This is a genomic window from Paenibacillus amylolyticus, assembly GCF_001570725.1.
GTDB classification, from domain to species: Bacteria; Bacillota; Bacilli; order Paenibacillales; family Paenibacillaceae; genus Paenibacillus; species Paenibacillus amylolyticus_A.
On sequence record NZ_BCNV01000005.1, the window covers coordinates 558,212 to 573,387 of the forward strand.

Sequence of the window (15,176 nt, forward strand, 5' to 3'; positions counted from 1 at the left end):
GATGGTGACCGGGATGGAGTTCAATTCGAACAATACCCTGAAGCGCGATCTGGAGAAGTATGCAGCACAGTATGCAATCGAGCAGGAACGTCAAGGCAGCCTGGGTGATGGACGCAGCAGTATCCATTACCCGGCTTTGTTCCTTTTCGTGGGTGATCTGGTTGCACCTGCCGTGTCTGCCGTGCAGGAGATCAATCGGCTGAAGTGGGATAACGGAGACGGTGTGGTTTACGTTCAGATCGGGACAGAAGATCAGGAAGCGCGTCCGGTTGAAACGAGGAATGGTGGCTTGTCCGATGATGGGCAGGTGACTCGTCACCGCTTGCCTTTGTCCACTGGGCAGACGGAGCGACCGTCCAAAACACGGCGCAAGGATGTCCACCGCAGTTTCCATGATTCCGATCAGGCGCTCTTTGACCTGAATCGTACGCTTCGGCGGGTTAGTAACCGAATTGCCGAATATGGACGGCTGTACTCGTCATTTGATCGGATTTACGTTACGGTGGTAACCAGAGCGGATGATCCGCTGAATGTATTGTTGCCAGAGCTCACCAAGCTGACGGAGACCATTTTGTCCCAAGCCTTCAAGTCCGTGCAGACGGATCTGCATGTGTTGGTCAGCGAGATGGAGCAGGTGGACTCCTTCGGATATGCCAGCGCAGCAGGCCTCGCTTTTCTGCGGGAACTGGATTATATGCAGTCGCTGGACTACACGTTCAGCGGTAAACTGCTGGTGACGGAGGATGGGATCTCCATTCCGGTTACACATCCCACTTCCCCGTTGTTTGATCTGGTATATCTCTTGTCCGACAAAAATGAGCGTGGAACCGGCGTTCCCGGTGGCTGGATCGAAAATGCCGAGATCATCTGCCGCATCTGCCTGCTGAAGAACAGGAAGCAGGATGTAGATCACTCGGGTAGCGTTTCAAGTACGGGAGCGAACACGTACAACAATACATCTTTTAAAAACAACATTCGTACCACCTCTGATCAGCATGGTTATGCAAGCGCGGGTTTTGCCGAGATCAGGCGGCCAAACAAGCCGATTGCACTGGCGGTGTTATATCACATGTATCGGTATCTGCTCGCACGCATGCGGCAGGAGCCGGACTGGAGCATTAAGGACAAGCTCGCTTTCTTTGGACTGGACGCGGCCTCGGTGGAACGCAAAGTTGAAGGCCTGCTGCCCGATGAAGATCTGGTTAGTGGCATGAGTGGCATCATGACGCATAACGTCAGTTTTTCCGATCTGAAGCCGCTCTCACTTCGTGAAGCGGAGAGAGCATTGTTCGGACAAGGAGCTGAAGCGTACTTCCGCGATAACGTCGTTCGTCTTGTGGAGGAGCGTGTGCGCGAGCGCAGCTCTGGCGGCTCTCTGCGCCGTCAGGCCGAACAATCCCGCGCGGAGCATCCAGAGGTTGGTTACTTCCAGTGGGCGGCCTGGAGTGACGGTGAACCCGGCAGTGTACGTGAAGCGCTGCTCGCATTGATTCGGGATAAATCGATGCAGCTTGAATCGGCACGTGCTCTGCTGGAGCAACGTCAGCAAGAGCGAGTGGAAGATCAGTCGTTCAAACGAGCGTTGTTCCGTGATAAACAGAATGTGCGCAATCTGATTGACTGCATGCTGGAGCGAGTGTATGTACCAAAGGTAGAATTACTGCGACTGGAAAATGAGTTACATCTGCTGCGTATCTACGATACGGAGATGGAAGAGCTTCACCGTTTCAGTCGCCACGTGACAGCAGCACTTGAATCGCTGGAACGCACACTGCGAGAAACGGCTGTCCAAAGTATCGCTGCTGCGGATGAATACATCGGCCAGAACGTGATGGAGTACTACGGCAAAGTGACAGAAGAGCTAATCATCGACCTGGAAGCCAAACGCGGACGGGATGTATGGTTTGAGGACCGTTACATGGGAGACATGAACCGGCTCGCCACAGAAGGCGATGATCGTCTGCTGAAACGGCTGATGGAGGTATGTCACTCGTTGCTGCTTACGGCCGAGCCGTTGCGATTGCCATTTGAAGAAGAGCTGTTGCAGCGGGCCAATGTAACGATTGCCTACGGAGACAAAGACGTATTGACCCGGGATGATCTGTTCCGCAGGTTGTACCACACGCTGGAGGATCAGGCGGTTGTTCGGGTACGGGTATTTGATTATACACAGGAACATCGGTATGAAGAGAAGTATTTCTTTGGTGACCATCATAGTGCTTTCATGGACTACGCGGCACATGCCGAAGAAACGTCACGCATCTACAAGCTGGGTGTGGTGTACGAAGAACGTAGCAGTGGCGTGGAGAAGCTGAATCTGATGGGAGGTTTCCATTTGGAGGATCTCATGGTGTATCGGAACGGTAAGGTATATTACGACTCGTACACGGAAAATGGCTATGAACTTCACCCCGCAGGTCTTGTGGAGAAGTTGTCACCCATCCGTTAAGACGTCTGGATGGAAGGGAGGTACAGATTGGCTACTGATGCGAAGTTGCACCGAGCAAACCCGATGTTTGTCTGTGACTCCGTGATTAGACGCGGATCTGTTTTCCATCCAGGACACCGAATAATTACCCAGAACCAATCTTGTATTAACTCAGCCTGCTTAGGGCTGGTATGGAAAGGATGCATGTAGACATGCAGCGAAAAATTAATCTTCTCCTGGTCCTGTTCAGCCTGATTGGCGGGGCAGTGGGCTTTGCGGCAGGAGAAATCATGCTGCGTCAATGGCTTGGGGAGATGCCACGTCTGTTGCTGATGGGATTATACTTTGGGATACTTGCGCTGAGCGTTGGATTGTTCTGTTTGATCGCAGAGATGATCTCACCTAAATTGAATGGCGCTTCATGGAAGCTCCGCTATCTGGGACTGTCGTGGAAATTGCTTGTTCCGGCAACACTGGCTCTGTTATTTGTTGTTGGACTCGCCCTGCAATTGTTGTATCAGATCAATCCGGGCGGTGTGAAGCAAGTGAAGGACATCGTACTCATGATCGATAACTCGGGCAGCATGAGCGAGACAGATCCGGATAACGGACGCTTTGAAGCAGCCAAGACACTGATCAGCCAAATGGAGAGTGACAAACAGGTGGCTGTCATTACGTTTGATGACCAACCGCAGTTGTTACAGCCGTTTATTGCGCTCGATAGTGAAGCGGCCAAAAATGAGGTTTATAGCAAAATCGATGGCATTGTTACGACTTCAGGCGGCACCAATTTTGATGCCGTGCTGCGGGAAGGCATGGAACAGATTCAGGGCAAACAGGACCCGAAACGCGGTACCGTTGTCATCTTGTTATCCGATGGCTTCAGTGAAGCGGATACGGCAGATATTTTGTCCCAATATGCGAGTGAACAGATATCGATCAATACGGTCGGCCTAAGCCTGGTGGACCCATCAGGTACGGATCTGCTGCGTAATATTGCCCAGCAAACGGGTGGCATGTACTATGATGTACCGGATTCCGGTGGTCTGAATCTGGCATTCCAGCAGATTTACGATACGATTGATGAACGGACGCTGGTGACGGAGCGTACTGGCATGATGGAGCATAGCGTTTATCTGGCGATTTTCCGTGTAGCAGCCGTGTTACTGATTGGCGTGGCGCTGGGTGTATCACTCGGACTTGTGTTTGATAACCGTCATCTCGCACTCAGCTTTGGTATTGGTGGTGCGGTATCGGGTCTACTGGCAGGGCTTCTGCTGGAATGGGGCCTCGACGGCTCGAACGTGGGTGATACATTCGTACGACTCGGTGCGATGCTCATTTTGTCTGGCGTATTGACCCTCTTCTCCTGGATTGTTCCGATTAAGGAGGACACGCCGCGGAAGAGCAGGGGTCGTCGTGAAGCTGGCGGCGGAACTTCTTCTGCCGAAGGGTTCGGTCAGAGACCAAGAGATACACGCAGCAAAGGATTCTAACGTCGGGAGGTCAATGGAAATGCGGTTTACGGATGCAGACCCTTCGACACCCTTGATTCGAAAACTGACACTTGCGGTGGATGAAGGACGTTGTACGCTTCGCTGGCTCTGGCCGGAACGGGTAGAAGCTGTGTATGTGGAACGGCTGGAGCTGGATATGATGAGCGATGATCGTACCGGGGAAGAGCCTGCACAGGGCAAGCTGAAGCTGTACACGAGAGAGGAATATAAGGCGAGCAATGGATACACGGATCGGATCACGGGTTTTGGTGCCATCAAGTACACGGTTTATGTGTGTCAGATGCAGGAAGATGGGCCTGTGCTGATCCGTCAACGAGACGAGGACAACATGGTGATTGCAAGCGCAGGGAAGGCGGACATCCGCTTTTCTATTCGCTACAAGAGCGGTTTTTTTCAGAAACGAAAAAGTGTATTGATCACCGTCACAGCGGAAGTACCTGTTCCAAAGGAAGCACTCTGTTATGTTCGTAAACAGGGCGGAGTTCCGCTGAATAAGGAAGATGGTACGGTGTATCCTTTTGTGAGTGATTTTGCTCCCGGAAGAAATGAGATGCCGCCCGTGGAAGTCGCCAAGGATGATTATGTGCGGTTATTCTTCACGGACGGACCGAAATATGGAGCCGCCTATCGGCTTATATCAGACTAGATAGTTGGACTAGCGATTGGAAGGTTACTCTGTCGTCGTAGTGCAAGTGTAAATCACCTTAGTCTAACTGATCAGGGGAGGGGAGTGGCTATGAGCTTTTTTAGTCGGTTTTTGAAGAGACAACAGCCGGAGGAACGTCCGCTGTTTTACGATATTGTATGCCCTTATTGTTTCAGCAAGTTTTCACCGGAAGAGGTCGTGTTCCGAGCTGCCCATCACCGCGATGATGATGAGGACTACGCGCTCGGGGAAGATGCGAAGTTGAATCGGTATCGTGAAAGGTTCGGACTCGACACGGTATTTGATATGGAGGCCGTATTGGCTCCGCATGATGTACCAGAGGAACATCGGATTTATTCCGATAACATCGTGATGGGTCTGAACGATCGGTACGGTGTCGTTACACGCCGCCGGTTGTGTCCGCAATGTCATAACGAGCTGCCTGTTACGGCAGGTAAAGCACCGAGCAACATCATTTCCATTATTGGTGCGTCCCAGGTGGGTAAATCCGTCTACATGACTTCATTAATTCATACATTGCAGCATTATACGGCCGATCATTTTGACGCGGCTTGCATGCCACTGAATGCGGAGATCAGCCGCCGGTTCCGTGCGGATTATGAAGAACCGTTGTTCGAACGGGGCGATCTGCTGGATTCCACACAGAAGGAGAAGTTGCAAGAGCCGTTTATCTTCCAGTTTGTGTTTAAGGACGAAGATAAAGCGCCGCTGACTCTAGTCTTCTTTGACGTTGCGGGTGAAGGTATGGTGGAGCAGGATTATCTCGGACTTCACGGGCAGCACATCAAGAACTCGGCAGGTATCCTGTTCATGGTGGACCCGCTTCAGATTCGTTCGATTCGGGACAAAATCCGCATTAACCTCGGCAACGAGCCGGGAGAGTGGACACCACGATACGATGAGCCGCGTGATGTGGTGCTGACGATGTTCGGAGATTTTATCGCGTACCAGGACAAAGCCAAGACCAATATTCCAACAGCTGTTGTGCTCACGAAAAGCGACATGCTGCATTCCCTCAAGGATGAAGAGGGCGATTATATCAAATCGAACAGTAACGTGTTCCGCAACATGGTGCACCGCGATTGGTTCGACTTAACCGAGTTCGAGAATATCGACGGGGAGATTCGACGTTTTATCGAGAAGGTGGACCGTCCGTTCAAGGGCACGATGGATGTGTACTTCAAGGATACAGCCTATTTCGCAGTCTCTGCGCTGGGCAGCAATCCGGTGGATATGAAATTGCAGGGTGTCGTTAGCCCGATTCGCGTGGATGAACCCTTCCTATGGCTGTTGTACAAGCTGAAGTACATTGAGGGGAGAGTGGGATGATGCGTTCTTCCGTAACCCCGCCCATTGAACAACAGTTGTATACCCGAGAGCGGCGCGGGGTGTTTCGCACAACAGAGGGGTTCGATACGGTTGCGGCATCGCCGGGACTGGACCCTTCTTTTATCAAAAAAGTGCTTCACCCCTACTGTGTCTATGACGCTCCAGCGGAGTTGACAGGCCGTAGTGAGAAGGACGAGACGAAGTTTCCGGCTTCCATTCACCTGCTTCATCTGGAGAGTGGAGAGACGATCCTTGGGCAAAATGTGTACCAGTCGGCGGATTTTACCGGGCTACGCAGCGCCTTTTTCGCTCATAATTACGTCTTGTCTCCCGAACGCTCGGAAGAGCAGATGAAGCAAGGCGGCTGGCTGGATGCCGTGTTCGCCACGTCCTATGACATCGAACAAGGTACAGTCCTGCCGGCGCTTGCTGAATTGCCCGTTTCACCGGGAAGTGGTCCTGATTCATCACCAACCCAAGTGCTAAGCACCTTGAAAATGAACGAAGTGCTGTTCAAGCGTTTGCTCTACGCCGTAATGCAATCTGTGGCGACACGCAGAAAAGTATACATTGCGTTGGACCTTCCCGCAGAGGAAGTCACCGCAGGGGCCAAAGGATTGCTACGTTTGCTGTACACGGCTTTACCATACGCATTCCGGCGGCAGCTGGGATTCATGACGTTTGCCAAGGAGCCGCAGGCCAAGAAAGGCATTCACGTTCAGTTTGTAGAGCGGGGGACGTTGCGTCCGAAAGATCGGAATACGGAGAAGGATTTCACCTTTGATCTGGTATCCGGCAGAGTGACGCATGCGGATGCATCTGTGGCGAAGTTACCTTATGCGGAATTCGCTTGGGCCTTATTGCAGGAACCTGCGGCGGCGGATGCGTTCTATACGTTTGCCGATGAAATGCTATCCGGGATGGAGCCTGGAAGGGAACTTTCCATTGAAGCATATGGCGAACTTGCGGTGTTCTATGGTCTTGAACAAGGCATGGAAGACCTGTATCTGGATAACAAAAGCCAGGTCCTGAGTGGCTTGTTGACCTATCTGAAGCAGGAAGGTGGATCGCGACAGCGTTCACGTCTGAACGAATTGTTCCTGACCTTACTCAGCCGAGAACTGGACAGTGTGAAACGCGAGAACGTACCCGAAGAAGACGTCGCTGCTCGTATTGGAGAATACTTCAGTGTTGCCGCGCCGGTGGTGCAATCCTGGATTGTTGACTATTTCATCTACGGTGTAAATAATGCCCGTGCTCAGAAGCGGATGCGTGCTGTACAGGAATTGTATGCTGTGCTGGATCGAGATCCGCAGCTAAATCGAGCTTTCTTTGATAAAGTATTGGCCAATGAATCGCTCACCAAGCTGTTGTTCGAGCCTTATCTGGACAATCAATTGAAACGCACCGAATCGGCAGCTGGCGTCGTGGAAGTGATCCGAAGATGGGTTACGTCCCATCCATCTGCGATCCACTACAGCTTCTTGCAGGAGCGGACAGCCAATGAGCTGCGTGAACGGTTATGTTCTGCGCCTAATCCGGTACAGTCTGCGAATGAAGCTCTCCAGCGGGTTAGCATATTGGATCAGGTATCAGCTGATGATACCTATGATACAGGCATTACGGCACGAATAGGCCAATCTGAAGCTACAGTCCGCCCTAATCGAAAAGGGGGATCTCCGTCTGCCAGTCAAGATCCGGCATATCTGGAGGAGTTAACCCGCCTTGCAGACAAGCTCGCATATGTCATTAACCTGTTTATGATTCAGGATCTGGATCTGGAACGGGTTAACCGTGAGCAGCTGTTAAGCATTGATATTTTGCAGCATGGCAATGAAGTTCGGGATTGGGCAGCACGTCAGGGCTCTGATGTATCTGCTCGAACGAACATGATGCTGGCTGCGAGAGCATGGCTTAGTGGCGAGGGGAATGAAGAAGAGGCATTGGAAGCACTTTCCCTGGCAGAACGCAATGAACTTCAACGCTGGACGCGTCGCTGGCTTGCCGGAGAGCTGCAGGCTCATCCGGGGATCGCGGCATATGAAGCTTTGCCGATGGCCTTCTATCGGGGAGGAAGCGGCAGCAATCGGTTGGATTATCCTGGCCTGATTGAATTTATCCGCACCAATGCAAGTCGTGCGGAAGGGCTGTATCCATTCTTCGAATGGTCAGGAGATCATCGAATGTTTGTCCGGGGTTCCAATGCGCATAAAGGATATGCGGATGCGATCGTGGCGTACTTCAAAGCCCATGACCGTGAAGCTTTCAAGTCGAAGTCGGCTTTCAAACCGTATTATGCGAGAGCGAGCAAGACAATGAAGCCGGTCTATGACCGTGCCAAGACAGAATTGTCATCCCCACTGGTGCGGATGTTAACGGGTAAAAGGAAGAACCTGTTTGGTTTAATTCTCTTGATCCTGGTTCTTGGTATTGCTGGCGGTACATATGCATGGATGAATAATTCCGAGGAGCCGCCAGCGGCGTCCCCACCATCTACCGAGGAGCCTGGCATTCCGGCTGAACCTGAGGTACAGCTCGCGGAGCAGATTGCTTATATGATTCCTGCGACTGAACAGGAGGGTACGGAATCCGCTGCTCAACTGGTGATCCGTTTCAGGAATGAAACGGGAAGCACTGAGTTTGAGCAAGGCTCGCTGCAATTGACGATGAAAGATGGCAGCACGCAGGAGTTGGATGCTACAGGTCAGTGGGAGAGCTTTAATCGGAATGAAGAGCCTGATACCCAAGAACCCTCCGATGATGGTTCAGGAAGTACTTCCGAAGGAAGCACGGGTGGTTCCTCAGCGGGAAACGCAGAGCAGACGGAGGATGGCGATCAGCAGGCAGATTCAGCAACATCGGGTGATGCCACTTCAGATCCTACTACCGATGCAACAACGGATACAGGGACCAATGCACCATCGAATACTGCGAGTGGAGACACGGATCAAGGAACCGATGCAGACCAAGCTACAGGGTCGGCATCGCCTGATACACCTGTATCCAATGAACAGGATACGGATGCGACGACTTCTTCACAGATGTCTATTGGAGAGGTGGATCGCCTCTATCCGTATGGATTGCAGATTGTTCTTCCAGCGGATATCGATGCTGAGAGCATTGCCAGTGTGCAGAGCACTCAGGGCGGGATGACGGTAATCCAATTGATGCCGCAGCCTAATTAAGCTGTAAATCATATGATGTGAGCGTGTTGCATAGATTCATTGAGTGCCTTTTGATCCAATAATGAAAAATGCTGAACTCATACCTTATTAAATGAGCGTATGTGAGATGACCTTGAACTCTAGATTCAAGGTCATCTTTTTTTATTTGATACGGCGGATACAGCCATTGCATGAAAATAAATCAGTCATTCACAATTCGGACACAAAATTTGCGATTCAAGAGTTCGAAAGAATATCAGAAGTGGTGAAGTGCGCGGAATGAATGAGAAAAGCTCTCATATGTAATCGGAAAAAGAACAAAATCTCTGCTTCAAAAAAATCGAATAAAGCTCGAAAAAAGCAGAAGATTTGGTTTTTTATGTTGACAAATGATAATGATTATCAGTATCTTTAATGTATAAGATTTTTGCGCCGGAAATACTCAGAATTACAATTTCGTTTTCGTTGTCGATAGCCGGATTACATAACCGGGATAAATGAGAGAGGGATGATCGCATGTTTCGTCTGGAGACGACCAAGCTGGATATCGCTTATGAGGAAAGACTAATTGTAGAGGATCTGAATATTCAGATTCCCCAAGGAAAAATTACCGCACTTGTTGGAGCCAATGGTTCAGGGAAGTCAACCATCCTGAAAACGATGGCACGTATTATGGCTCCAAAAGCAGGTAGTGTATTGCTCGACGGGAAGTCCATCCATAAGCAGTCTACGCGTGAAGTTGCCAAGCAGCTTGCGATTTTGCCACAGAACCCGACAGCCCCTGAAGGACTTACCGTTACTGAACTGGTATCCTACGGACGTTTTCCTTATCAAAAAGGATTTGGTTCCATGCGTCCTGAAGATAAACGCATGATTGAATGGGCTATTGAAGTAACAGCCATGACCGAATTCCATGATCGTCCAATTGATCAACTGTCCGGTGGACAGCGTCAACGTGCCTGGATTGCCATGGCACTTGCTCAAGAAACGGACATCCTTTTCCTGGACGAGCCGACAACGTTCCTGGATATGGCTCACCAGCTGGAAGTACTGCAATTGCTTGAGCAGTTGAATGCCACAGCCAACCGTACCATTGTTATGGTTGTGCATGACCTGAATCATGCTTCCCGTTATGCTCATCACATGATTGGGATCAAAAAAGGTAAAGCCATTGCACATGGTTCACCCGTGGAGGTAATGAACACGGATGTACTTCGTGAAGTATTTAACATCGAAGCAGATATCGTAACTGATCCGCGCTCGGGTGTGCCACTTTGCTTGCCATACGCTCTTGCAGGTGAGCGTCAGCAATCGAAAACGCCAGATCAGATGGTCATGAACAGCGCGATGGTTCATGCAGGCGGACGGACAGAGCAACGTGCTCGTCAAGCGATAGGAAGTTAACGAAATGGGCCATACGTGGTCCTTATATTATAGAATGAAGCCGCTGTGCATAATGCACGCGGCTCATTCGCATTCATGGGAGGTTTGCAACCAATGGGAGCAATCAACTACACGTGGTTAGAGCAATATGGACGTATAACGACCGGTCCGGTTAACGAACCGGTTTTTGGCATGCCTTTGACATTGTTGAGACATCCGGAGGACGCAAAGCTTATGCTCGAAGCCTATAATGAGCACCTGCGTGCAGATTCCCTTCGCTCTGCTGCTGTATATTTCATGCACTCTGTTCGCGGTTTGGTGCTCGGTATTCACTACATGACGTCCATGTGTGATGCGTCGTTGAATATATCGCTGGAGAATATCCATTTGCAGTTGGAGGTTCAGGAAGGGCGTCCTGTACTCCATTTTCAACTTGCAGATGCAACCGAGCATGTCCATCCTGGATCAGTCATCAACGGTGTTGAAGATGCATGCCACTGGCGGAATGAGTTGCTTACAGCATATTACGGTGAACAACTGCGCCCAATAATTGAAGGAGTGGCCCTTGCTGGAGAAGCAAACACGGGACAGATGTGGGCGCAGCTTGCATCCATCCTGAGATGGTTCAAGACGACAGTGGTAAAGATGGACATTACGGACTCGGAACGAGAAGCTGTAATCCAGGGATATGAGCATGTCATTGCCTTGCCACCGGAGATTCTGGGGTTACGCAAGAATATGCTGTCCTTCAAACCGGTCGAGATTGCTAATCCCCATCAACCGGGAGAGACCATGCTAATGAAGCCGACTTGCTGCCTGCACTATCAGGTGTACGGTGGTCAGAACTACTGTTACAGCTGTCCCAAACTGACCAAGGCCGAGCGGCAAGAGCGATATGATGCGATTGTGGCTGCCAAGTCAGGTTGAAGTGAGTCGGGGCAAAGGGATATGGGGAGATCCGAGATTTGGTAATCGCATCGGATCAGGTTTATAATAATAAGACAGGCTGTAGGTTCATTGGTTATGCCAACGTGCTCGCAACAGTCCAAACCAACATATGTCATGGGAGGAATCAGTCATGTCCGTATATTCATATCAGGCGGTAACTACCGCGAATCAAGAAGTCTCACTGGATCTGTATCAAGGTAAAGTATTGGTCATTGCCAATACAGCCAGCAAGTGTGGACTGACCCCGCAATACGGTGAATTGCAAAAGCTCTACGATCGTTATCGCGATCAAGGCTTGGTTGTACTGGGTTTCCCTTGTAACCAGTTTGGAGGGCAGGAGCCAGGTACAAGTGAGGAAGCCGAATCATTTTGCCAGATTAACTATGGTGTGAATTTCCCGGTGTTTGCCAAGGTAGATGTGAATGGTGAGGAAACACATCCTCTATTCCAATACCTGAAGGAGCAACAACCCGGCGTAGGCGAAACAAGCGACATCCAATGGAACTTTACCAAGTTCCTTGTTAACCGTGAAGGTGAAGTGGTAGGTCGTGTTGAACCGAAAGAATCTCCAGAGACCATGATCGCAGACATCGAGAAATTACTCGGTTAATACATGAATGTTGAGAAGCCTATCCTTGCATACACGAGGATAGGCTTTTTTAATTGTCTTCGCATACGACGTGGCTTCAGCTCTCAGTAGGTAGAGGTTGGTACCAGGATCAAGGCAAGGGCTTGCTTAGCGTGTAATAGCCTTGATCAGAGGCCAACTTAAGCAGGTTACGAGCATAGCTTCCGGCCCAAGAGTAGCCGTGTCTCCGTTCCTCACTGATATCCAGAATGTTCATATACTTCATTCCATCCCGATCCGCGTAGAAAGGCACATCTTCTTCCACGTTATAGAAGCGGTACCAGATCACACTCCCCGCATCCGGTTCAAAATACACGGGTCCTTGCCGGTTATACTTGGTGCCATTCTCTCGCACTGTATCGAACCAACGCAGAGCCCCTTTCGCAGCTCGTTCAATCTCGGGAGTCTGGGGCCTGGACATGAGAAACGCAGTAATCGCCACGGACTCTGATCCCGACTTGGAGGCTAGTTCATACGCTCTGCCCGGCACAGGAGCGTAGGTCACAGGATCATGCTGCGCACCCCAAACGGTGGGCGAACCATCATTGATAATTTGTGCTTTCAGTGTATAATCAATTCCTTTGTCCAGAGCTTTCTTGAGTTTGCTGCGGTCATTGGTGGTCAATATATCGTTGTTAAACCCACTTCTTCGCTCAACCATATCATCTAGCAAAACCATTGTTTGCACCATGGCATTGTCGTTGTAGGTCACCGCGTCGGAGTAATTACTGCGTTTGGGATAGACCTGAGGCCATCCGCCGGACGGATATTGGGAGACCAGGATAAAGTCCACCGCTTTACGAACACTGTTCTTAAAGGCCAAATTGCCTGTTTTCTCATACATGTCTGCCAGGAAGCGGATTTCGGAAGTTGTCGCATCATTATCAAACGTACCAAGTTCAATGCCATTTGGGTCTTTCCAGCCTGATCGTGCTGTAACACCATCCCAAGGGGCTGCATATTGCTCCTCCATGTCTTTGTAAAATCCACCGTGCGGCATTTGCCACGAAACGATATTTAGGGCATAGGCAGTATCCTTGACCAGATCGCCAGTTGCAAAATGACTGACATCCCTAAACTTTTGAAGCAGCGAAGACACATCGGCACCTGCTGGGAGTTTGGAGGACAGAACCTCCGTTTTAATCGTAACGGGTAGGGAATCGGCAGAAGCTGCAGTAGAGGAAGTGGCTAATCCAGTTGTCATCATAGTGATGGCAAGCGTAACGGGAACCATGCGTAATACGACAGGCATTGAACGTTTCTTCAAATGAACGCCTCCTGAATGAAATGAGATTTGGTATTTAATTTACATAAAATCCATTTATAGGATCGATATTATTGTAAGCGCTTACCAATTTAAAAATCAACCCTGTAATTAAAATTGAAGCCATTTATTTTTTGTACAAGTAAATCATGAATGCAGGGCACGCTTCTAACTTTATATGTCCATACAGGGAACGCGGAAGCCTTTGCATAGCATAAATCGACTCGAATCCGGGGAAAATGAAATCAATAAAATGAAGGGAAGAAAGGCTTGAATACAGGGAAATCACCTCTTTCGACAAACTTTTTTTGCTCAACCTATTGCAATGTGAAAAAGATCACATTATAATGAGTGTATAAAGTGAAATAAATCACATACACAGTATCGATTAAGAAGTGAAATATTTCACAACTACAACAACCTTATATTCAAACTCATTTATATATTTCGAGGAGGAACTTTTAATGAAAATCGCAGTTATCGGATGTACACACGCAGGGACCGCAGCCATCGTAAACACCGCCAAATTGTACCCGGATGCTACCATCACGGTGTATGAGCGCAATGACAATATCTCCTTCCTATCTTGTGGCATTGCGCTCTACGTAGGTGGAGTTGTGAAAGACCCTGACGGTTTGTTCTATTCTTCGCCTAATCAATTGGCAGATCTCGGCGTTGTAACCAAGATGCTTCATGAAGTTACAGCAGTTGATGCTAAGGGTCATACCCTTCGGGCTAAAAACCTGCAAACCGGGGAAGAATTTGAAGATACGTTTGACAAACTGATCGTGACAACGGGTTCGTGGCCTGTCGTTCCGAAGCTTGAAGGCATCGAGATGGACAACATTTTACTTTGCAAAAACTACAATCATTCCAACACAATTATTGAAAAAGCCAAAGATGCCAAACGTGTTACCGTTGTGGGTGCAGGATATATCGGCGTTGAACTGGTTGAGGCGTTCCAGATGAACGGCAAGGAAGTTACCCTGATCGACAGTGTGGACCGGATTTTGAACAAATACCTGGACCCTGAATTTACGGATGCGATTGAAGACACGTTGACTGGACGCGGCATCAAGTTGGCTCTCGGTCAAACGGTACAGAAGTTTACTGGAGAGAATGGCAAAGTAACTAAGGTAATCACGTCCAAAGGGGAGTTTGAAACCGATCTGGTTATTCTGTGCATTGGTTTCCGTCCAAATACCGAATTACTCAAAGGTCAAGTGGATATGCTGCCGAACGGCGCAATCGTCGTGGATAAATATATGCAAACCAGTCAAAAAGACGTCTTCGCTGCGGGTGACAGCTGTGCTATTCATTACAACCCGACAGGCAAAGCAGCATACATTCCACTGGCGACTAACGCCGTGCGGATGGGTACACTGGTAGCTCGTAACCTGGTTCGTCCTACGACACCGTATATGGGTACGCAAGGCACATCGGGTATCAAAATTTATGAGCAAAATATCGCGGGTACAGGCATGACGGAAATGTCTGCTGCTGAAGAAGGTCTGATTGTGGAAGCTGTTGTACTGGAAGACAGCTACCGTCCGGAGTTCATGCCAACGGCTGAGAAACTGTTGCTTAAAGTGGTATATGAGCAGGCAACTCGTCGGATCGTCGGAGCACAGGTGATGTCTCAGGTTGATCTGACCCAATCGATTAATACGATCTCGGTCTGCATCCAAAACAATATGACTGTAGATGAGCTAGCCTTCATCGACTTCTTCTTCCAGCCACATTACAACAAACCGTGGAACTTCCTGAACACGGCGGGTCTGCAAGCACTGCCTCCAATAGAAGTAAAAGCACCAGCAATGGTGTAAGGAAGCAGAATAGATGCTTAAA

Annotated in this window: 10 protein-coding genes; 9 read left to right on the forward strand and 1 reads right to left on the reverse strand. The window is 49.6% G+C overall.

Features of this window, described 5'->3' with window-relative positions; translation table 11 throughout:
* Window position 1: 1 nt before the first annotated feature.
* From PAHA3_RS22445 to PAHA3_RS22480, 8 genes are all read left to right on the forward strand, one after another.
* Window positions 2–2,449, forward strand: coding sequence for a transcription initiation factor TFIID (locus PAHA3_RS22445; RefSeq protein WP_082762956.1), 2,448 nt, complete (start codon window positions 2–4; stop codon window positions 2,447–2,449).
* A gap of 191 nt (window positions 2,450–2,640) precedes the next feature.
* Window positions 2,641–3,924 (forward strand): vWA domain-containing protein, encoded by a 1,284-nt coding sequence (locus tag PAHA3_RS22450; protein WP_062836881.1) that lies wholly within the window; start codon window positions 2,641–2,643, stop codon window positions 3,922–3,924.
* A 19-nt stretch (window positions 3,925–3,943) separates the two neighbouring features.
* The gene (locus tag PAHA3_RS22455; protein ID WP_062836882.1) at window positions 3,944–4,591 is read left to right on the forward strand and encodes a hypothetical protein; all 648 of its coding nucleotides are present in this window, start codon (window positions 3,944–3,946) and stop codon (window positions 4,589–4,591) included.
* Between the two features lie 90 nt (window positions 4,592–4,681).
* A complete protein-coding gene (locus PAHA3_RS22460; RefSeq protein WP_024632789.1) occupies window positions 4,682–5,941 on the forward strand; it encodes a TRAFAC clade GTPase domain-containing protein in 1,260 nt (419 codons plus the stop codon).
* Entirely contained in the window at window positions 5,938–9,126 is a 3,189-nt protein-coding gene (locus PAHA3_RS22465; RefSeq protein WP_153028277.1) for a GAP1-N2 domain-containing protein, read from the forward strand. Before PAHA3_RS22460 ends, PAHA3_RS22465 begins: the two co-directional genes overlap by 4 nt.
* A 495-nt stretch (window positions 9,127–9,621) precedes the next feature.
* Window positions 9,622–10,509 (forward strand): ABC transporter ATP-binding protein, encoded by an 888-nt coding sequence (locus PAHA3_RS22470; protein ID WP_062836884.1) that lies wholly within the window; start codon window positions 9,622–9,624, stop codon window positions 10,507–10,509.
* 93 nt (window positions 10,510–10,602) lie between these two features.
* Complete coding sequence (locus PAHA3_RS22475) at window positions 10,603–11,415, forward strand: (2Fe-2S)-binding protein (RefSeq protein WP_062836885.1); 813 nt, start codon at window positions 10,603–10,605, stop codon at window positions 11,413–11,415.
* 151 nt (window positions 11,416–11,566) lie between these two features.
* Window positions 11,567–12,046, forward strand: a complete 480-nt coding sequence (locus PAHA3_RS22480; protein WP_062836886.1) for a glutathione peroxidase — start codon at window positions 11,567–11,569, stop codon at window positions 12,044–12,046.
* A gap of 109 nt (window positions 12,047–12,155) precedes the next feature.
* Here the strand turns inward: PAHA3_RS22480 and pelA are convergent, their stop codons facing one another.
* Window positions 12,156–13,331 (reverse strand): pectate lyase, encoded by a 1,176-nt coding sequence (pelA, locus tag PAHA3_RS22485; RefSeq protein ID WP_371327949.1) that lies wholly within the window; start codon window positions 13,329–13,331, stop codon window positions 12,156–12,158.
* Between the two features lie 461 nt (window positions 13,332–13,792).
* On the opposite strand from pelA, the gene PAHA3_RS22490 reads away from it, so the two are divergent.
* Window positions 13,793–15,154, forward strand: coding sequence for an FAD-dependent oxidoreductase (locus PAHA3_RS22490; RefSeq protein ID WP_062836887.1), 1,362 nt, complete (start codon window positions 13,793–13,795; stop codon window positions 15,152–15,154).
* Window positions 15,155–15,176: the final 22 nt, after the last annotated feature.

Coding starts and splice junctions, on each gene's coding strand:
- PAHA3_RS22445 (WP_082762956.1), top strand. CDS start 2: ATGGTGACCGGGATGGAGTTCAATTCGAACAATACCCTGAAGCGCGAT.
- PAHA3_RS22450 (WP_062836881.1), top strand. CDS start 2,641: ATGCAGCGAAAAATTAATCTTCTCCTGGTCCTGTTCAGCCTGATTGGC.
- PAHA3_RS22455 (WP_062836882.1), top strand. CDS start 3,944: ATGCGGTTTACGGATGCAGACCCTTCGACACCCTTGATTCGAAAACTG.
- PAHA3_RS22460 (WP_024632789.1), top strand. CDS start 4,682: ATGAGCTTTTTTAGTCGGTTTTTGAAGAGACAACAGCCGGAGGAACGT.
- PAHA3_RS22465 (WP_153028277.1), top strand. CDS start 5,938: ATGATGCGTTCTTCCGTAACCCCGCCCATTGAACAACAGTTGTATACC.
- PAHA3_RS22470 (WP_062836884.1), top strand. CDS start 9,622: ATGTTTCGTCTGGAGACGACCAAGCTGGATATCGCTTATGAGGAAAGA.
- PAHA3_RS22475 (WP_062836885.1), top strand. CDS start 10,603: ATGGGAGCAATCAACTACACGTGGTTAGAGCAATATGGACGTATAACG.
- PAHA3_RS22480 (WP_062836886.1), top strand. CDS start 11,567: ATGTCCGTATATTCATATCAGGCGGTAACTACCGCGAATCAAGAAGTC.
- PAHA3_RS22490 (WP_062836887.1), top strand. CDS start 13,793: ATGAAAATCGCAGTTATCGGATGTACACACGCAGGGACCGCAGCCATC.